An 18,767-nucleotide genomic window follows, 5' to 3' on the forward strand; every position below is an offset into this window, starting at 1 on the left:
ATGGCTGACCGCGGCCTCTCCATTCCAGCACGGGTCGTCCGCGAAGCCACGGCCTGGGTCGGTACGCCATACAGGCATCAAGCCGATCAGAAGGGTATCGGCTGCGATTGCCTTGGCCTGGTTCGCGGTGTCTGGCGTGGCCTCTACGGCTTCGAGCTTGAGCGACCCGGACCTTATGCACCTGACTGGGCGGAGGCCGGCGGCGAGGAAAAGTTTTTGACAGGCGTGCGGCGGAATTTCCCGGAAAAATGTTTGGGCGACGCGAAGGCCGGCGACTTGCTGCTGTTTCGCTGGCGGTCTCATTTGCCGGTCAAGCATGCCGGTATCCTGGTGGCCGACACCCATTTCGTCCACGCCTATCAAGGTGGTGGGAGCGTGACGAAATCCGCGCTGGTCCCGCAATGGCGTCGGCGCATCGCGGCGGCCTTCGCCTTTCCAGAATTCCCTCAAAATTCAATCTAACGCCGGAGCGGTTATGGCGACTATTCTGCTGCAAGCTGCCGGTTCCTATCTCGGCGGCTTTCTCGGTTCCGTTGGCGGCGCGATCGGATCGGCTGCCGGCGCGATTGCCGGCTACGTTGTCGACCGCGCGCTGATCAACAGTACCAGACATCTGGAAGGGCCACGCCTGACCAGCGCGCGGCCCTTCACCGCGGAGGAGGGCGTGGCGATCCCGCGCCTTTATGGGACCGCACGTCTTGGCGGGACGCTGATCTGGGCAACGCGGTTCGAGGAGAGCAAGTCGACGCGCCGTCAGGGAAAGCTTGGGCCGAAAGTGACGGAGTATTCCTACTTCGCCAATGTCGCCTTCCTGTTGTGCGAAGGAGAGATTGCCGGCATCCGCCGTATCTGGGTCGATGGACGCGAAATCGACCGGGAGAAGGTCGATATCCGGGTTTACAACGGTAGCCTGGCCCAACCCGTGGACCCTCTCATCGAGGCGAAGCAGGGCGCCGGAAATGCCCCCGCCTATCGCGGCGTCGCTTATGTCGTGGTCGATCGCTTCGACACAGGCGAATACGGCAATCGCATTCCGCAGATGCAGTTCGAGGTCATCCGGCCGGTCGGAACGCTGAGCCAGCAAATAACGGCCATTTCACTGATCCCCGGCGCCACCGAATACGGCCTGTCGGCCGATCTCGTCACACGCGAGATTCGACCGGGCGAGCATGAGGCCATCAATAGGCATGTGCTGTTTGCAGGCACGGATATTGCCGCTTCGCTCGACGAGTTGCAGATGACATGCCCGAACCTGCAACACATCGCCCTGATCGTTTCATGGTTCGGGGACGATCTGCGGGCGGGCCACTGTCGGATAAGGCCAGCGGTAACCACGGCCAGCGACGAGGGACTTTCGCATGAATGGGTGGTTTCCGGCATTGCGCGCGATGTGGCACCTGTCGTCTCGCGGCATGACGGGGGCGCGGCCTATGGCGGCACGCCATCGGATGCGAGCGTGTTGAGCGCGATTGCCGAGATCAAAGCGCGCGGTCTTTCGGTGACGCTCTATCCGTTTGTGATGATGGACATTGCCGAGGACAATGCCTTGCCCGACCCATATGGGAGAGCAAGCCAGCCAAGCTACCCGTGGCGCGGGCGTATTACGGCCGACCCGGCGCCGATGCAGTCCAGCAGCGCGGACAAGACCGCGTCGGCGCGCATCCAGGTGTCGGCATTCTGCGGCTCCGCCGTCAGTTCCCAGTTTGCGGCGGGCCTCGACACGGTCGCCTTTTCCGGCAGTTCCGAGGAGTGGGGCTACCGGCGGCTGATCCTGCACTATGCCCATCTGGCGATACTGGCGGGGGGCGTCGATGCGCTCCTGATCGGCAGCGAGTTGCGCGGCCTGACAAGCCTTCGCGACGACGCGAACGCCTTTCCCTTCGTCGAGCAGCTTTGCGGGCTGGCGGCCGACGTGCGCTCGGTTTTGGGTTCTCAAACCAGGATCACCTATGGCGCGGACTGGAGCGAATATTTCGGCCACCACCCGCAAGATGGCAGCGGCGACGTCTTTTTCCACCTCGACCCCTTATGGGCGCATCCGGCGATCGATGCGGTCGGCATCGATAACTACATGCCGCTGTCCGACTGGCGCGACGGCGATTACGGGGGAGGAAACCCAGACGGTTTCGCTTCCCCTTACGATGCCCAGGGGATGGCCAACGCGGTTGCGGGCGGCGAGGGCTTCGACTGGTATTATCCGAGCCCGGAGGCGAGAGGCCAGCGAGAGCGTGCTCCGATTACCGATGGCGCATACGGCAAGCCGTGGACTTATCGTTACAAGGACATCGTCAACTGGTGGTCCAACCGGCATTTCAACAGGATAGGGATGCCCGGCGACCGACAAGGGCCCGAACCAGCCGAACGTATTTCCGGACCCCAAGTCGGTGGAAAGCGCATCGCCCTATTTCTCGGACGGCGGCCGCTCCGACAGCGCGCAGCGCCGCTATCTCGAAGCCCATATGAATTATTGGCTCCCATCGGGGGCGGGATTCGAAGATTGCCACAACCCGCAATCGGCCGTCTATGACGGGCGAATGATCGATACGGCGCGTATTTATCCCTGGGCATGGGACGCGCGGCCATTCCCGGCTTTTCCGCTGCGCGGCGATCTGTGGAGCGACGGTGCGAACTGGGATCGTGGCCATTGGCTGAACGGAAGGCTGGCAAATCCTGGCGTCGGGACACTCATTAACGCTATCTTGGTTGATCACGGCCAACCTCCGGCTGAAACCCAGGGGGTAGAGGGAACCGTCGAGGGCTATGTAATCGCCGACCCGACCTCGGCCCGTGCCGCGATCGAGCCGCTGGCCGAACTCTTCGACATTGTCGTTTGCGAAAATGCCGATGCGCTGCTTTTCAGGCAAGCCGGCGCTACCGGATTGCAACCGAACTGGCAGTCGACGAAAGCGGGCCGCTGGTCGAGACCGTGCGAGCGCCGGACCACCAATTGCCCGCCGAGGCGACGCTGGCGTTTCTCAATCCGCTCACGGAATATCAATCGACGTCCGTGCGCAGCGTTCGGCTGGGCGCGGCTGGCAGCCGACAGCACGGCATTTCGTTTCCGGGCGTGCTGGAGACGGGGCAGGGCAAGGCACTGCTCGACGACTGGCTGAAGCGCATATGGTATCAGCGCGAGACGGCGACATTCTCCATCGCGCAGCCCCAGGTGGAAATTCTACCCGGATCGATCGTGCGGATTCCAGATTCCGGCAGTTCTTCCGAGTTTCTGGTGATGCAGGTGGAAGACGGGCTGGTCAGGAAGGTTTCCGCGCGCCAGATCGCGAGAACGACACCCACGCCCTGGCGTCCCGTCAGTGCAGGTGGCGTCACGGCGACGTCGGTGCCGGTCGGGCAGCCGCATGCATTGTTCCTCGATCTGCCCGCGGCAATCGGCGAGGGCGATCCGCAAGCGCAATTTCGGGCCGCGGTCTGGCAAAAACCCTGGCGGCGTCAGGCGCTTTTCGTGTCACCCGAGGATGCCGGTTTCGTCTATCGCTCTATGGCCGATCAGGCAGCCGTGCTGGGCCGGCTGGCGACGACCCTGGAACCGGGCCACGAAGGGCGGATCGACAGGGCCGGCTCGATCCTCGTCGAACTGTTCGATTCCGAACTCGCGACGGTCAGCATGCTGCAACTTCTCAATGGAGCCAACGCTGCCGCGATCCGCTCGACTTTGGGCGCGTGGGAGGTCGTCCAGTTCGAAAGAGCGGAGGAAGTTTCGCCGCAACTCTGGCGGCTTTCGGGCTTGCTGCGCGGTCAATTGGGAACGAATGACGCGATGGAGACAGGTGCGCCTGCCGGCGCCGATTTCGTTCTGATCGATGACGCACTGGTTTCGGCGGGGCTTTTGGAAAGCGAAATGGGTCTGCTCCTGAATTGGCGTGTCGGTCCTTCCGGTTCCGACCTGTCCGATGCCAGTTTCATAACCCAAGCCGAGATTGGCGGTGTCCGGTCGCTGTTGCCGCTCTCGCCGGTCCATCTGAAAGCCGAGCGGATCGGCGGCAGCCTCAAACTGTCGTGGATACGGCGCGGCCGCATAGATGCCGACAGGTGGGAGCCAATCGACATTCCGCTCGGCGAGGAGCGCGAGGAGTACCGGATCGAGATTGCGCCCGCAGGCGGGGAAATCGTGCGCAGCCAGAACGTTTCGGACACGAGCTTTGTATATCAAGACGCTGATATTGCATCGGATTTTGGCGCGATGCCGAGCGTGATCGATGTCAAGGTCCGGCAACACAGCGTTGCGGCGGGCTGGGGCATCGCCGCCATGCGCCGCTTTTCGCTTTCTTGATCGGACAGCCATTTCAATCGAAAGGACGTGACCATGACGACAAGCAAGCCCTGGTATCTTTCGCGCACGATCTGGGCATCCATCGTGACGGTTCTCACCGGCGCGGCCGGGCTGACCGGCCTGCCGATCGACGGGCTGGACAGTTCGGCGCTTACCGATACCCTGCTGCAAGCGATAAGCGCCGTTTCCGGCCTGATTGCCGTGTTTGGGCGGTTGTCGGCAAAACACCGGATAGGCTAGGATGAATGGGCGAGGCTCCGTGGCCGGGGACCGGAGCCAGCGCGTAGGGGGACGCATGGATCACGAATATTTACTGTTCATGTCATGTTCAGTACCGATGCGTTAGGACGCTGTCATGAACGTGCTCCGGACCCTTCTTCGAAATGCGATTCTGGCCCTCTCCTCGGCCGGCTTGATGGCAGCGCAGGCAACTGCCATGCCGCGTGCCGATCCGGCCGGCCAAGCCAGCGTGCTGGTCCGGTCCGATTCCTTCGTGAGGGTTGCGTCGGATTGTTACTCCGTAGGGCAGCAGGTAGCCCAGCAGCATGGCGGGACGCTGGCCAAGGCGTCGCAGTCCACGCAGGGCGGCCAGCCGGTTTGCGTCATCGTGGTGCTTGTGCCCGGCAAGGACGGAAAACGCCCGCGCCGAACCGAAGTCGTGGTTCCTCAGAATTGAGGAGAGACTTCCGTTTCCACCCATGCGGGAATCGGCCTATAGTTGGTCCCGCGTTTTGCAACCAATCCTGATTTCGACGCGACAGTTTAGGGAAGAACAGGATGCGGGTACTCGTCGTCGAGGATGACAAGGATCTCAACAGGCAGGTGTCGGACGCTCTCGTCGACGCCGGCTATGTGGTGGACCGCGCCTTTGATGGCGAGGAAGGGCACTTCCTGGGCGACACGGAGCCTTACGACGCCGTCGTTCTCGACATCGGCTTGCCGCAGATGGACGGCATCAGCGTCGTTGAGCGCTGGCGGCGCAACGACCGCAAGATGCCCGTTCTCATCCTCACCGCGCGCGACCGCTGGAGCGACAAGGTCGCCGGCATCGATGCCGGCGCCGACGATTATGTCGCCAAACCCTTCCATATCGAAGAAGTGCTGGCGCGGTTGCGGGCGCTTATCCGCCGCGCGGCCGGCCATGCTTCGTCGGAACTGACCTGCGGTCCGCTTCGGCTCGACACCAAGGCTTCGAAGGCCGATGTCGACGGCACGCCGCTGAAATTGACGTCGCACGAATTTCGACTGCTGGCCTATCTGATGCACCATATGGGCAAGGTCGTATCGAGAACAGAACTGGTCGAGCATCTTTACGATCAGGATTTCGACCGCGATTCCAACACGATCGAAGTGTTCGTCGGTCGGCTCCGCAAGAAAATGGGCATCGACATGATCGAAACGGTACGCGGCATGGGCTACCGAATGCGTGAGCCGGAGGCGTAAGGCGGAACCGCTTCGCACCAGTCGAGGTTTTATGAGGAAGCTGTCGGTCCGCTCATGGCCGCGTTCGCTGGCGTTTCGCGTCGTCGCTTTTTCGACGATATGGGCGATCGTGGCGCTGATCGTCATCTTTACGCTTATCAATACGCTCTACCGGCAGGCCAGCGAACGTGGTTTCGACAGCCTGTTGTCGGCGCATCTTTTCAACCTGATCGGGTCCGTCGGCATCTCCGACACCGGGGTGTTGACCGGCTCGCCGGACCTTGGCGATTTGCGCTTCTCGGAGCCGAATTCTGGCTGGTACTGGTCCGTGCAGCCTGCGTCCGAAGGTGTGACCGGGGAGCGGCATTCGTCCTCGATGACGGAAGCCATTCCCTCGCCAAGCGTAGCCGAGGTGCCGTTTAATTCGTCGTTTCAACGCAATTATACCATCGCTGGCATTAACGGCGAGGATTTGGAAGTGTTCGAGAGCGAGTTCGTGCTCGACGCAAAGAACCGTGCTGCCCGCTTTCGCGTGATGGGCAATCAGACCGAGCTTGAGCAGGAGATCGACACGTTCCAGCGGCGTTTGCTGACATATCTGTCCTTGTTTGGCTTCGGCATGATCTCCATCAACGCGATCGCCATCCTGATCGGGCTTCAGCCCTTGCGCAGGGTTCGCGATGCGCTGGCCCTGGTGCGCGAAGGAACGGCGCAAAGGCTGACCGGCCGTTTCCCAGCCGAAATCGAACCGCTCGCCAACGAAACGAACGCGCTTATCGAAAACAACAAGCGCATCGTCGAACGTTCGCGCACACAGGTTGGAAATCTCGCGCATTCGCTGAAGACGCCGCTTGCCGTCCTGACCAATGAAGGGCGCGCGCTGGGCGGCGCCAAAGGCCGGCTCATATCCGAGCAGGCGGCATCGATGCAGGGGCAGTTGGAACATTATCTCCAGCGCGCCCGTGTTGCCGCGCAGCGCGACAGCGTCGTTTATCGCACGCCGGTGACGCCGCTGCTGCAGCGCATGGTGCGCGTCGTGCAAAAGCTCAATCCCGACACCCGGCTGACGCTCGTGCAGACTGGCGATGACATCGTATTTGCGGGCGAGCGAGAGGATCTGGAAGAGGTACTGGGAAACCTGCTTGAAAACGCGATGAAATGGGCAAAAAGCGCCGTTCAGGTATCGGTTACGCGCGTGCGCCAGGATGAAACGGAAGATCTGTTCGAGATCGGCATAGAAGACGACGGACCGGGCATACCGGAAGACAAGGCGCGCGAAGCCCTGAAGCGCGGTCGCCGTCTTGACGAAACCAAACCCGGCACGGGATTGGGGCTTGCCATTGTCGCCGACCTCGTCAACGAGTATGGAGGGACGCTCTTTCTCGAACGCTCGAATTTAGGCGGTTTGAAAGCGCGGGTCCGATTGCGGAGCCTTTCATGAAGCCGGGCGTTGAAGAGGTCCCGACCCTGGGTCGGCCAAACTTGGGTCAAACTTGGACAGTATCGCAGCCGGCACCTGACGGCACCGCAATGTGGAATTCCGGTTACGAATGAAGATACGTTCAACACTCTTCCTGGGGCTTCTGGTGATCTCCGGTTGTGCATCGACCGGGGCCGGCAGCGGCATTGGTGCCAAGCTCTCTTCTTCCCTGACGGGGCAGAGCGGCCCGGCCAAGATCGCCTCGACGATCATATCCGCGATGGGCGGCGGCCTGGTCGGCGGAAAGATCGGCGCGGGCTTGACGGAACGGGAAAAGCGCCGCGGCCTGGAAGCCGAGTACAAGGCGCTGGAATATACAGCCAGCGGCCAGACCGTTACCTGGAAAAGCGACACGTCCAACCGGTATGGAGAAGTCGTGGCCGCCCAGCCCTATCGGGTAGGCTCGCAGGATTGCCGGCAATATACCCATACCGTGTTTGCTGGCGGGCCCGCAGCCACGGCGCGAGGCACGGCCTGCCGCAATGCGGACGGCAGTTGGACACCGTTGACCTGACCCGGGCTGGCGCGGTCCTGCGGGGCAACAGCCAAAGCGTCGCAGGACGCTCATGTTGGCAGGCGGCGGCTATGCCGCTATTGGAATTGATATGCTGTTCTGGGTCATAGCCGCTATTCTGACGCTGGGTGCGAGCCTGGCGGTATTGCTTCCGCTGGCTGCCCGCCCCAAGGGCGGCCACGCAGGTTCAAGCCATGATCTGGAAGTCTATCGCGACCAGTTATCGGAACTGGATCACGACGTTGCGCGAGGTTTGATCCACCCTTCCCAGGCCGAGCAGGCCCGCGCCGAGATAGCGCGGCGGATTATTCGCCTCGATAGTGCCCCATCCGTCGAAAACGCGCGTGCGCCGGGAACCTCGGCAACGATGCGCCTGGTCACGATGATGGCGGTGCTTTTCGTTCCGCTTGTCAGTTGGGGTGTTTATAGCCAGTTGGGGTCGCCGGACCTGCCGTCTCAACCGCTCACGGAGAGGTTGGCCAAAAATCCCGCCGACAGTTCGATCGACGAACTGGTGGCGCGAGCCGAGGCGCATCTTGCACAAAATCCGTCGGATGGGCGCGGCTGGGATGTCGTGGCGCCGATCTATCAGCGAATGCGCCGTTACGAAGACGCCATTTCCGCGTATCGCAACGCTATTCGCCTCGATGGCGATAGTGCGGCTCGCCAGGCCGGACTTGGCGAGGCGATCGCCAACGCTGCCGGCGGCATCGTCTCCACGGATGCGCAGGCGGCTTTCGAAGCCGCGCTCAAGCTTGAACCTGCCAATCCCAAGGCAAGCTTCTATCTGGCGATAGCCATGGCTCAGGAAGGGCGCAAGGACGACGCGGCCGCCAGATGGCAGGCCATGCTTGCAACCCAGCCGCCGGATTCAGCATGGCATGAGGCTGCCGAATCCGCTCTTGCCGAACTTGGAAAGCGGCAAGAAGCGGCAGGCAACACGGTCGGCCCGACAGAGCAGGATATGGATGCTGCATCCTCCATGTCGGCGCAGGAGCGAACCGAGATGATCGAAACCATGGTGGCGGCACTCGACGAAAAACTCCGGCAAAATCCACGGGACACCGAGGGATGGGCGCGCCTGGTTCGTTCCTACATCGTGCTTGGCAAGACCGGGCAGGCGCGGGACGCGCTCGACCGCGCTGTTGCCGCATTCGGGCTGCAAAGCGACGAGGCAAAAAAGCTGGTCGCCTTTGCCGCTGCGCTGGGCTTGACCGAGACGGAATAGAAAATGACGCGCAAGCAAAAGAGGCTTTCGGTGATTGTCGCGGGTCTGGCCTTCCTGGCGACTGCGGCGGGATTGACGTTCTATGCGCTTGGCCAGAAGGCGTCCTATTTCTACATGCCAGCCGACTTGACCGCCGCCACGCTTCAGCCGGGCCAACGCATCAGGCTGGGCGGTCTTGTCGAAAAAGGCACGATCCAGCGAGGGCAGGGCGCCACCGTGGCGTTTTCCGTGACCGACACGCAAAAATCGGTCAAGGTAGTCTATACGGGCATTCTGCCGGACCTCTTCCGGGAGGAGCAGGGCGTCATCACGGAAGGGGCGTTCGGGCCTGACGGCGTATTCGTCGCCGATAGCGTCCTGGCCAAGCATGACGAACGCTATATGCCCAAAGAAGTGGCGGACGGACTGAAGGCCAAGGGCGTGTGGCAGGAGAGCCAAGGTGAATAACAGGCGCAGCGGACATGGTTGAAATCGGGCACTTCGCACTCGTTCTGGCATTTGCGCTGGCATTGGTGCAGATGACGGTGCCGCTTATCGGCACGCGCATCGGAAACGAGCGGATGATGGCCGTGGCGGGGCCGGTCGCCGTTACCGGCTTTGCCATGACCGCGCTTTCCTTCGCCGCACTGGCGATGGCCTATGCCGGGTCGGATTTCTCAGTGCAGAGCGTGTGGGAAAATTCGCATTCGTTGCAGCCGCTGATCTTCAAGATCACCGGCACGTGGGGCAATCACGAAGGCTCGATGCTGCTCTGGGTGCTGATCCTGACGTTCTTCGGCGCGCTGGTCGCGGTGTTCGGCTCGAACCTGCCTGCGACCCTCAAGGCCAACGTACTTGCCGTGCAGGGTTCCATCGGCGCTGCCTTCTTCCTCTTCATGCTGGCGTCATCCAACCCGTTCACCCGGCTCAATCCCGCGCCGATAGAAGGCCGCGACCTCAACCCGATCCTTCAGGATTTCGGCCTCGCGGTTCACCCGCCGCTGCTTTACCTTGGCTATGTCGGTTTTTCGATCTGCTTCTCGTTTTCCGTCGCGGCCCTGATCGACGGCCGCATCGATGCCTCCTGGGCGCGTTGGGTACGGCCATGGACGCTTGTCGCGTGGATGTTCCTCACCGGCGGGATAGCGATGGGGTCCTACTGGGCCTACTACGAACTTGGATGGGGCGGATTCTGGTTTTGGGATCCGGTGGAAAATGCCTCGTTCATGCCCTGGCTGGCCGGAACCGCTTTGCTTCATTCGGCCATCGTCATGGAAAAGCGCTCGGCCTTGAAGATATGGACGTTGCTGCTGGCGATCCTGACATTCTCGCTGTCGCTGCTCGGCACGTTTATCGTGCGCTCCGGTGTGCTGACTTCCGTTCACGCCTTTGCCACGGACCCGACGCGCGGCGTTTTCATCCTGTGCATCCTCATGTTCTTTATCGGCGGGTCGTTGGCGCTGTTTGCCTGGCGTGCTTCCACCTTGACGACGGGCGGCGTCTTTCATCCGATCTCGCGCGAAGGAGCGCTTGTCCTCAACAATCTGTTCCTGACCACCGCTGCGGCAACGGTTCTTGTCGGCACGCTCTATCCGCTGCTGCTCGAGGCCGTTTCCTCGGACAAGATTTCCGTTGGCGCGCCCTTCTTCAACCTGACGTTCGGCCCCTTGATGGTGCCGCTGTTGATCGTGGTTCCGTTCGGGCCGCTGCTGGCCTGGAAGCGCGGTGATGTCGCCGCCGTGGCCCAGCGGCTGATGGCGGCTTTTGCCGCCGCCCTTGTGGCGAGCCTGGTGACCGCATTCTTCATCGACGGTGCGTCGGCCTTCGCCATTGCGGGTGTCGGCCTGTCCTTCTGGCTGATTTTCGGCGCTCTTACCGATCTTGCGGTCAAGGCGGGCGTTGGCAAGGTAGCGTTGTCTTCCGTGTTTCGGCGTTTTGTCGGGCTGCCGCGCTCGATGTACGGTACAGCGCTGGCCCACATGGGTCTGGGGCTGACCCTGCTTGGTATCGTCGGAACGCTCTCATTCGGCACCGAAAAAATCCTCTCCATGCATCCCGGAGACGATGTGGAGCTATCCGGCCACACGGTTCGTTTCGAGGGGCTTTCCCCGGCCAAGGGACCGAACTACAGCGAGGAAATCGCGCGGTTCCACATTATCGGCGACGATGGGAAGACCGGGGCTGAAATCGTATCGTCCAAGCGCTTCTATCCGGTCCGGCAGATGACGACGACGGAATCCGGCATCAAGACGCTCGGGCTCAGCCAACTTTACATCTCGCTCGGCGATGACGGCACCGATGGCTCGGTGGTTGTGCGTTTGTGGTGGAAGCCGCTGGTGACGCTGATCTGGCTCGGCGCGCTGGTGATGATGGTGGGCGCGGGCATGTCGCTGATGGATCGACGCCTGCGTGTCGGTGCTCCATCGCGCCGCCGCGAGAAATCAGGTGCCGCCGTGGCCCCGACCTTGCCATGAACGTAAAATCTCTGCTCGCCATTCTTGTCGTGCTCTCTACGATGCTGTCGCCGGGAGCCGCATTTGCCGTGAAGCTCGACGAGATGCTCCCGAACCCCGCGCTTGAGGCGCGGGCCAGGACGATCTCGGAAGGCCTTCGCTGCATGGTCTGCCAGAATCAGTCGATCGATGAATCGGATGCCGACCTTGCGCGCGACCTGCGCGTTCTTGTGCGGGATCGGATCAAGGCGGGCGACAGCGACGCCCAGGTGGTCGACTATGTCGTGTCCCGTTACGGCGAGTTTGTGCTGCTGAAGCCGCGTTTGAGCGTCCGCACCGTGCTGTTGTGGGCAACGCCGCTCATCCTGCTTTTGGCGGGTGCAATCGCCATGTTCTTTTCGGCCCGCACGCGCCGCCGCGAAGCGCCTTCGCTTACTTCGGAAGAACAGGCCCGGCTGGACGAGGTCTTGCGCCGCAGCTGAATTTCGACCCGCCTAACATTACCAAAGTTTCATTCGCCGGAAATGAAGCGGTAATGTCGATCGCTCTATCTCTTGTCTTGAGGATGCCGTTTGCGCACCCGACCAATATGGCAAAGGACAGAGATCATGAACAAGGCCCCTACTTCATACTCGCGTACGCGAAAGAGCCTGATGGCAGCCGTCGCTTCTTTGGCGATAGTCGGCGCAATCGGATTTGGTGCAGTCACAACAGGAACGGCACCGGTTCTGGCCGACGCGGTGCATGTCCAGGCGCCGCAGGTCCCGAGCTTTGCCGATGTCGTTGAACGTGTTTCGCCGGCCGTGGTCAGCGTTCGCGTCAAGGCCAAGGTACAGCAGACCTCCGACAACGGTTTCGAAATGTTCCAGGGGCCAGACGGCATGCCCGACAATCCCCAGCTGCGGGAATTCTTCAAGCAGTTTCGCGGTGGCCGCAACCAGGACGGCAACAGGCGCCCCAGCCAACGCGATCACAGCAACGACAAGCCGCGTCCTGTGGCCCAGGGCTCCGGCTTCTTCATCTCCGAGGACGGCTACCTCGTCACCAACAACCATGTGGTCGCTGAAGGAACTGCCTTTACGGTCGTGATGAGCGACGGCAAGGAACTCGACGCCAAGCTCGTCGGCACCGATCCGCGCACCGATCTCGCCGTGCTGAAAGTCGATAGCGACCAGAAATTCACCTATGTGGCCTTCGGCGACGATTCCAAAGCTCGCGTCGGCGACTGGGTGGTGGCCGTCGGCAACCCGTTCGGTCTTGGCGGAACCGTTACCGCCGGCATTATCTCGGCGCGCGGCCGCGATATCGGCGCCGGCCCCTATGACGATTTCATCCAGATCGATGCGTCGGTCAATCGCGGCAATTCCGGTGGGCCTACCTTCAACCTGAACGGCGAGGTCATCGGCATCAACACCGCCATCTTCTCGCCCTCGGGCGGCAATGTCGGCATCGCGTTCGATATTCCCGCTTCGACGGCCAAGAGCGTTGTCGCCGATCTCATGAAAACCGGTTCAGTCAAGCGCGGTTGGCTTGGCGTCGAAATCCAGCCGGTGACCGCCGACATCGCGGAATCGCTTGGGCTGAAGTCGGAAAAGGGCGCACTCGTGGCGAGCGCCCAGGACAATGGGCCGGCCAAGAAGGCTGGTGTGGTTGCCGGCGACGTGATCACGCAGGTCGATGGCAAGGATGTCGACTCGCCCAAGGAACTCGCGCGTCTGATTGCTGCGGAAGCCCCCGGCAAGCCTGTCGAACTCAGCGTCTGGCGGGATGGCAAGATCGACACGGTCAAGATCGACCTTGGCAATCTGCCCGCCGCCAACAAGCAGGCGTCGGCCGACGATCAGCCGCAATCTTCCCCGACATCCGATTCGCTTGCCGATCTTGGCCTGACCGTCACCAAGTCCGATGACGGCAAGGGCTTGTTGGTAACCGATGTCGATCCGGACAGTTCCGCCTCGGATCATGGCATCCAGGCTGGCGATACGATCGTTGCGGTCAATTCGACCGAAGTCGGAAGCGTTGATGATGTTACCAAGGCGATGGCCGACGCGGCCAAAGCCGGGCGCAAGTCGGTACTGTTCCAGATAACCCACGACAACAACAACCGTTTTGTCGCTCTGCCCGCAGCCCAGCAGGGTTGAAAGCTGGTTCCAGCGGCAGCGGACGCTCATCGTCCGCTGCCGCAATAGCGAGATTGGAGCGAGGTTATCATGCGAGCAACCCGATCCTCGGAAATCGGCTATAACGGCGCCATGAAGATTCTGGTCATGGAAGACGACCGCGAGGCGGCGGACTATCTCAAGAAGGCTTTCACGGAAGCCGGGCACACCACGCATATTGCGGCAGACGGGGAAACTGGCTTTGCCATGGCCGATTCAGGCGACTACGACGTCATGGTCGTGGACAGGATGATGCCACGGCGGGACGGGCTTTCGGTCATCGCTGGCCTGCGCTCGCGCGGCAACACCACGCCCGTTCTTATCCTGTCTGCGCTGGGCGAGGTGGACGACCGCGTCACCGGCTTGCGCGCCGGCGGTGACGATTATCTGACCAAGCCCTATGCCATTTCGGAGCTGCTTGCTCGGGTCGAGGTTTTGAACCGCCGCGCGGGCGCCAAGGAAAGCGAAACCGTCTATCGCGTTGGCGATCTCGAACTCGATCGGCTCTCCCACACGGTCAAGCGCCTTGGCCAGGAAATCACACTGCAGCCGCGCGAATTTCGCCTGCTCGAATATCTGATGCGCCATGCGGGGCAGGTGGTGACGCGCACCATGCTGCTTGAAAATGTCTGGGACTATCACTTCGATCCGCAGACCAACGTCATCGACGTTCATGTTTCGAGACTGCGCGGCAAGATCGAAAAGGGTTTCGACAAGCCGATCCTCCATACCGTTCGCGGCGCGGGTTACATGCTGAAGAGCAGTTGACGCGATGGCGTTGTCCGTGCCCGCCATCATGAGAACGACGGCTGCACGGCTTTCAGCCCTCTATCTGCTGCTTTTCGCGATTTGTGCGGTCCTTTTGGTTTTCTACATGACGTCGCTGTCGGCGCGCATGTTGACGGGGCAGACGCAGGAAACGATCAACGAAGAGGTGTTGGGTCTTGCCCGCGCCTATCAGCGCGGCGGCCTGCCTATTCTGGTTCGGGTGGTCGAACAGCGCTCGCGTCAGCCGGGCGCCAATCTCTACCTGATCGCCGATACCAACGGCCAGATACTTACCGGAAACGTGCAGAGCCTGGAGCCGGGGGTTCTTGAAACCGAGGGCTGGACGTCGCGTCCGTTCTCATACCGGCGCTTTGGCGAGGGCGAACTGGAGCGGCAACGCAATGCCTCGCCCGACCAGAACAATGTCGAAGCGGCGGGCGAAAAAGGACACAACGCCATTGCGCTGGTGCTGCGCCTGCCCAACCAGATGATCATGCTGGTCGGGCGCGATCTCGGCGAACCGGAGCGCTTCCGCGAAGTCATCCGGCGCGCGCTCACGCTGGCGCTCGGCATGATGGGCCTGGGGGCCATCCTCATCTGGTTTTTTGTCGGAAGAGCAGCCCTCAAGCGCATCGACAGCGTGTCTGAAGCCAGCCGCCGCATCATGGGCGGCGATCTTGCCGGCCGGCTGCCGGTAACGGGTGCCGGCGACGAGTTTGACCGGCTTTCCGAGAATCTGAACATCATGCTGGCCCGGATTGCCGCGCTCAATGAAGGGCTGAAGCAGGTCTCCGACAATATCGCGCACGATTTGAAAACGCCGCTCACCCGGCTGCGCAACCGCGCGGAAGCTGCCCTTTCGGGCAGGCGCAAGGTCGCCGATTATCGCGAGGCGCTGGAGGGGACGATCGGGGAGTCCGATCATCTCATCAAGACCTTCAATGCCATCCTGATGATTTCGCGGCTTGAGGCCGGCTATTCGTCGGAAAGCACGGTGAGGGTGGATCTGGCTGCTGCGATAGCCGATGTCGTGGAGCTTTACGAGCCGGTGGCCGAAGAGGCTGGCGTCACGATAGAGACGGTTGCCCCCGAAGCGATCGCGGTTGACGGCAACCGTGAACTGATCGGCCAGGCGCTGTCGAATATCGTCGACAATGCGATCAAATATTCCGTCGATGCCACCGCCGGGCCGGTCGTTCGGGTTACGCTTGAACACCGCGATGGACAGGTGAAGCTGACCGTTGCCGACAATGGCCAGGGCATCCCGGACGATACCGACCGCGACCGTGCGACCGAACGCTTCGTGCGCCTCGAGAAAAGCCGTTCCCAGCCGGGGTCAGGCTTGGGGCTGAGCCTCGCCAAGGCGATCATGAAGTTTCACAATGGACGGCTTGACCTTTTAGCGGGCAATCCCGGATTATCCGTCGTCATGAGCTTCCCCGAAAGAACGGATCATTGATGGCGGTGGCAGGTGTTGAAGACGGCTGGTGTCTTGTACCAGTGAACCGGCTTGCGCCGCTGGACGGTGCGCGGGCGGTCCGAGAACTGTCCGAATTAACTGCCGCCGCGAAGGACGAAGAATGCCATCGCCTGGCAAAATTGCTGCGAGGCAAGACGCCGTCCGCCGCATTCCTCGCGGCAGTATTCGACCTGTCGCCCTTTCTGCGTGACCTGGCGCGCCGCCGTCCGGCCATGTTGGAAGCGCTTTTCGATCAGTCTGTCGAGGAAAGGCTGGCCGACATCTTGTCCGTCATCGCCAGCGCATCGGGCGCGCCGGACGTGTCCGAATCAAGCCTGATGCGGGATTTGCGCGGCTGGAAGGCGGAAGCCCATTTCCTGATTGCCCTGGCCGACCTGGCAGGCGAGGCCGATACCGTCGTCACGGTGCACCGGTTGAGCGACCTTGCCGATGGCTGCGTCCGCTCGGCCGTCGATTTCCTGCTGCGCGACGCCCACCGGCAGAAAAAGCTCGATCTTGTCGATCCCTACCGCCCGTCGGAAAAATCGGGCTGGATCGTGCTCGGCATGGGCAAGCTCGGTGCGCACGAGCTCAACTTCTCGTCGGATATCGACCTCGTCGTTTTCTTCGATCCGCAGGCCCCGGCGATTGTCGACCCGCTCGACGCCACCGAACTGTTTTCGCGGCTGACAAGACGGCTGGTCCGCATCCTGCATGACCGCACCGAACACGGTTACGTGTTCCGCACGGACTTGCGGCTGCGCCCCGATCCCGGCTCGACTCCTTTGGCCATCCCGGTCGAAGCGGCACTGAACTATTATGAGGGGCGGGGCCAGAACTGGGAACGCGCCGCCATGATCAAGGCGCGGCCGGTTGCCGGCGATCTCCAGGCGGGCGCTGCCTTCCTCAAGGAACTCCAGCCCTATATCTGGCGCAAATACATGGACTATGCGGCCATCGCCGACGTCCATTCCATCAAGCGGCAGATCCATGCGCACAAGGGTCATGGCGAGATCGCGGTGAAGGGCCATAACGTCAAGCTTGGCCGCGGCGGCATTCGAGAGATCGAGTTTTTCGTCCAGACCCAGCAGCTTATCGCCGGCGGACGATTTCCTGAATTGCGTGGCCGCCAAACCGTGCCGATGCTGGCAGAGCTTGCGGCGCGCGGATGGATAACGTCGGAGGCGCGCGACACGCTGACCCGCCAATACTGGTTCCTGCGCCGCGTCGAACATGCCATCCAGATGGTCGCCGACGAGCAGACCCACATCCTGCCGGAAAGCGACGAGGGGCTGGAGCGGATCGCCCATATGCTGGGCTTTGCCGGCGCCGAGACGTTTTCAGCCGAGTTCCAAGCAGCACTTCAGCAGGTGGAACGGCATTACGCGGCGCTTTTTGAAACCGCACCCGAGCTTTCGGCCGGTATCGGAAACCTGGTATTCACCGGCGATGTCGACGACCCGGATACGCTCCAGACCTTGAACGGCCTCGGCTTCCAGCGCGCGAGCGACATCTGCCGCGTTATCCGCAGTTGGCATTTCGGGCGCTACCGCGTCACCCGTTCGGCAGAAGCCCGCGAACGCCTGACGGAGTTGACGCCGGCCTTGTTGCAGGCTTTCGGCAAGACGCGCCGCGCCGACGAGGCGCTGATGCGCTTCGATGAATTGCTGGCGGGGCTTCCGGCCGGCATCCAGCTTTTTTCCCTGCTGCAATCCAACCCGGCGCTGCTCAAGCTTCTGGCCACGATCATGGGCGCGGCCCCCCGTCTGGCGGCGATCATCACGCGCCAGCCGCATGTGTTCGACGGATTGCTCGACCCCGGCCTTCTGAAAGAACTACCGGATCGCGCCTATCTCTCGGCACGGCTCGCAGCCTTTCTCGAAGGCGACAGGCTCTACGAGGAGAAACTCGATCGCTTGCGTATCTTTGCTTCGGAGCAGAAATTCCTGATCGGGGTGCGGCTGCTTGCCGGCGCGATCGATCCGGCACGCGCGGGCCGGGCATTTTCCGACCTGGCCGACCTCACCATCGATGCCGCCTTGCAGGCGGTGACTGCGGAATTTGCTGTGCGGCATGGCCGCGTTGCCGGTGGCAGGGTCGCCCTTTTGGGCATGGGCAAGCTCGGCAGCCGCGAACTGACCGCCGGCTCCGACGTCGACCTGATCCTGCTCTACGATCACGATGCGGAGGCCGAAGAGTCGGACGGCGAAAAGCCACTGTCTCCTTCCTATTATTTCAGCCGGATGACGCAGCGGCTCATCGCCGCCGTTTCCGCCCCGACAGCGGAAGGTGTGCTCTACGAACTCGACCTGCGCCTGCGTCCCTCCGGCAACAAGGGGCCGGTAGCCACCCATATCGACGCTTTCAGCAAATACCAGCGCAGCGACGCCTGGACATGGGAGCATATGGCGCTGTCGCGCGCCCGAACGATTGCCGGCGATGGGTCCCTGCGCGATGCGGTGGAGACCGAGGTCGCAGCCCTACTCGCGCTGCCGCGCGATGCCAAAAAGGTGATGACCGAAGCATCCGACATGCGCGCTATGATCGAGGAGGAAAAGCCGCCGCGCGACCTGTGGGACATCAAGCTGATCCCCGGCGGCCTCATCGACCTCGAATTCATCGCACAGGTGGCGGTCATCACCGGCCGGATCGAAGGGGCGGGGCTCGCCACCGGAACCGGGGAGACGCTGGCCCGTCTTGCGCCGGACTTCGCGGATACCGCAACGAAGCGAGAGGTTTGCGACGCCTATGTTCTCTATCTGGCTCTCACGCAGATGACGCGGCTTTGCCTGACCGGCAGCTTCGACCGCGACGACGTTCCGCCCGGCCTGGCCGACCTTTTGCTAGCCGTGACCGACCTGCCGGATTTCAGCGTGCTGGAAGCGCATCTGAAGGATACGTCGAAAATGGTCCGCCGGCATTTCGACCGGCTGCTCAGAGCATGATCCCGAAAAGTGGGAACCGGTTTTCGGACAAGATCATGCTCAAGCGAGCAGATGGCAACTCTAGGAAGC

14 protein-coding genes and 1 pseudogene are annotated in these 18,767 nt (G+C 62.0%); all 15 read left to right on the plus strand.

Features of this window, described 5'->3' with window-relative positions; all coding sequences use genetic code 11:
- The 15 genes and pseudogenes from ACX3P0_RS06205 to ACX3P0_RS06275 all read left to right on the plus strand — a co-directional run bounded on the left by ACX3P0_RS06205 (window position 1) and on the right by ACX3P0_RS06275 (window position 18,698).
- The gene (locus tag ACX3P0_RS06205; protein ID WP_459087306.1) at window positions 1–462 is read left to right on the plus strand and encodes an NlpC/P60 family protein; all 462 of its coding nucleotides are present in this window, start codon (window positions 1–3) and stop codon (window positions 460–462) included.
- A 13-nt stretch (window positions 463–475) separates the two neighbouring features.
- A pseudogene (locus ACX3P0_RS06210) lies at window positions 476–4,291 on the plus strand (baseplate multidomain protein megatron).
- 33 nt (window positions 4,292–4,324) lie between these two features.
- Window positions 4,325–4,531, plus strand: coding sequence for a hypothetical protein (locus ACX3P0_RS06215; protein ID WP_459087308.1), 207 nt, complete (start codon window positions 4,325–4,327; stop codon window positions 4,529–4,531).
- A 115-nt stretch (window positions 4,532–4,646) separates the two neighbouring features.
- Window positions 4,647–4,967: a hypothetical protein gene (locus ACX3P0_RS06220; protein WP_459082053.1), complete on the plus strand. Its 321-nt coding sequence runs from the start codon at window positions 4,647–4,649 to the stop codon at window positions 4,965–4,967.
- Between the two features lie 101 nt (window positions 4,968–5,068).
- Window positions 5,069–5,734 (plus strand): response regulator transcription factor, encoded by a 666-nt coding sequence (locus ACX3P0_RS06225; protein WP_459087309.1) that lies wholly within the window; start codon window positions 5,069–5,071, stop codon window positions 5,732–5,734.
- A gap of 31 nt (window positions 5,735–5,765) precedes the next feature.
- Entirely contained in the window at window positions 5,766–7,154 is a 1,389-nt protein-coding gene (locus ACX3P0_RS06230) for an ATP-binding protein (RefSeq protein WP_459087311.1), read from the plus strand.
- A gap of 109 nt (window positions 7,155–7,263) precedes the next feature.
- Window positions 7,264–7,707 (plus strand): hypothetical protein, encoded by a 444-nt coding sequence (locus ACX3P0_RS06235; protein ID WP_459087313.1) that lies wholly within the window; start codon window positions 7,264–7,266, stop codon window positions 7,705–7,707.
- Window positions 7,708–7,798: 91 nt separating this feature from the next.
- Window positions 7,799–8,935, plus strand: a complete 1,137-nt coding sequence (gene ccmI, locus ACX3P0_RS06240) for a c-type cytochrome biogenesis protein CcmI (RefSeq protein WP_459087315.1) — start codon at window positions 7,799–7,801, stop codon at window positions 8,933–8,935.
- Between the two features lie 3 nt (window positions 8,936–8,938).
- Window positions 8,939–9,382, plus strand: a complete 444-nt coding sequence (gene ccmE, locus ACX3P0_RS06245; RefSeq protein WP_459082048.1) for a cytochrome c maturation protein CcmE — start codon at window positions 8,939–8,941, stop codon at window positions 9,380–9,382.
- A 14-nt stretch (window positions 9,383–9,396) separates the two neighbouring features.
- Window positions 9,397–11,388, plus strand: coding sequence for a heme lyase CcmF/NrfE family subunit (locus ACX3P0_RS06250; protein WP_459087317.1), 1,992 nt, complete (start codon window positions 9,397–9,399; stop codon window positions 11,386–11,388).
- Window positions 11,385–11,849, plus strand: coding sequence for a cytochrome c-type biogenesis protein (locus ACX3P0_RS06255; RefSeq protein WP_459087319.1), 465 nt, complete (start codon window positions 11,385–11,387; stop codon window positions 11,847–11,849). Before ACX3P0_RS06250 ends, ACX3P0_RS06255 begins: the two co-directional genes overlap by 4 nt.
- Window positions 11,850–11,975: 126 nt before the next feature.
- Window positions 11,976–13,508 (plus strand): DegQ family serine endoprotease, encoded by a 1,533-nt coding sequence (locus ACX3P0_RS06260; RefSeq protein ID WP_459082045.1) that lies wholly within the window; start codon window positions 11,976–11,978, stop codon window positions 13,506–13,508.
- 111 nt (window positions 13,509–13,619) lie between these two features.
- A complete protein-coding gene (locus tag ACX3P0_RS06265; RefSeq protein ID WP_459082058.1) occupies window positions 13,620–14,294 on the plus strand; it encodes a response regulator transcription factor in 675 nt (224 codons plus the stop codon).
- Between the two features lie 4 nt (window positions 14,295–14,298).
- Window positions 14,299–15,753: a sensor histidine kinase gene (locus ACX3P0_RS06270; RefSeq protein WP_459087321.1), complete on the plus strand. Its 1,455-nt coding sequence runs from the start codon at window positions 14,299–14,301 to the stop codon at window positions 15,751–15,753.
- Window positions 15,753–18,698: a bifunctional [glutamine synthetase] adenylyltransferase/[glutamine synthetase]-adenylyl-L-tyrosine phosphorylase gene (locus ACX3P0_RS06275; protein ID WP_459087322.1), complete on the plus strand. Its 2,946-nt coding sequence runs from the start codon at window positions 15,753–15,755 to the stop codon at window positions 18,696–18,698. Before ACX3P0_RS06270 ends, ACX3P0_RS06275 begins: the two co-directional genes overlap by 1 nt.
- The last annotated feature ends 69 nt before the right edge of the window (window positions 18,699–18,767 follow it).

The sequence above is a fragment of the Mesorhizobium sp. A556 genome, assembly GCF_054489545.1.

What these genes read in the sequence shown, in the direction of transcription:
- ACX3P0_RS06225 (WP_459087309.1), top strand. Translation starts at nt 5,069, where the DNA reads ATGCGGGTACTCGTCGTCGAGGATGACAAGGATCTCAACAGGCAGGTG.
- ACX3P0_RS06220 (WP_459082053.1), top strand. Translation starts at nt 4,647, where the DNA reads ATGAACGTGCTCCGGACCCTTCTTCGAAATGCGATTCTGGCCCTCTCC.
- ACX3P0_RS06270 (WP_459087321.1), top strand. Translation starts at nt 14,299, where the DNA reads ATGGCGTTGTCCGTGCCCGCCATCATGAGAACGACGGCTGCACGGCTT.
- ACX3P0_RS06260 (WP_459082045.1), top strand. Translation starts at nt 11,976, where the DNA reads ATGAACAAGGCCCCTACTTCATACTCGCGTACGCGAAAGAGCCTGATG.
- ACX3P0_RS06235 (WP_459087313.1), top strand. Translation starts at nt 7,264, where the DNA reads ATGAAGATACGTTCAACACTCTTCCTGGGGCTTCTGGTGATCTCCGGT.
- ACX3P0_RS06255 (WP_459087319.1), top strand. Translation starts at nt 11,385, where the DNA reads ATGAACGTAAAATCTCTGCTCGCCATTCTTGTCGTGCTCTCTACGATG.
- ACX3P0_RS06265 (WP_459082058.1), top strand. Translation starts at nt 13,620, where the DNA reads ATGAAGATTCTGGTCATGGAAGACGACCGCGAGGCGGCGGACTATCTC.
- ccmI (WP_459087315.1), top strand. Translation starts at nt 7,799, where the DNA reads ATGCTGTTCTGGGTCATAGCCGCTATTCTGACGCTGGGTGCGAGCCTG.
- ACX3P0_RS06250 (WP_459087317.1), top strand. Translation starts at nt 9,397, where the DNA reads ATGGTTGAAATCGGGCACTTCGCACTCGTTCTGGCATTTGCGCTGGCA.
- ACX3P0_RS06205 (WP_459087306.1), top strand. Translation starts at nt 1, where the DNA reads ATGGCTGACCGCGGCCTCTCCATTCCAGCACGGGTCGTCCGCGAAGCC.
- ccmE (WP_459082048.1), top strand. Translation starts at nt 8,939, where the DNA reads ATGACGCGCAAGCAAAAGAGGCTTTCGGTGATTGTCGCGGGTCTGGCC.
- ACX3P0_RS06215 (WP_459087308.1), top strand. Translation starts at nt 4,325, where the DNA reads ATGACGACAAGCAAGCCCTGGTATCTTTCGCGCACGATCTGGGCATCC.
- ACX3P0_RS06230 (WP_459087311.1), top strand. Translation starts at nt 5,766, where the DNA reads ATGAGGAAGCTGTCGGTCCGCTCATGGCCGCGTTCGCTGGCGTTTCGC.
- ACX3P0_RS06275 (WP_459087322.1), top strand. Translation starts at nt 15,753, where the DNA reads ATGGCGGTGGCAGGTGTTGAAGACGGCTGGTGTCTTGTACCAGTGAAC.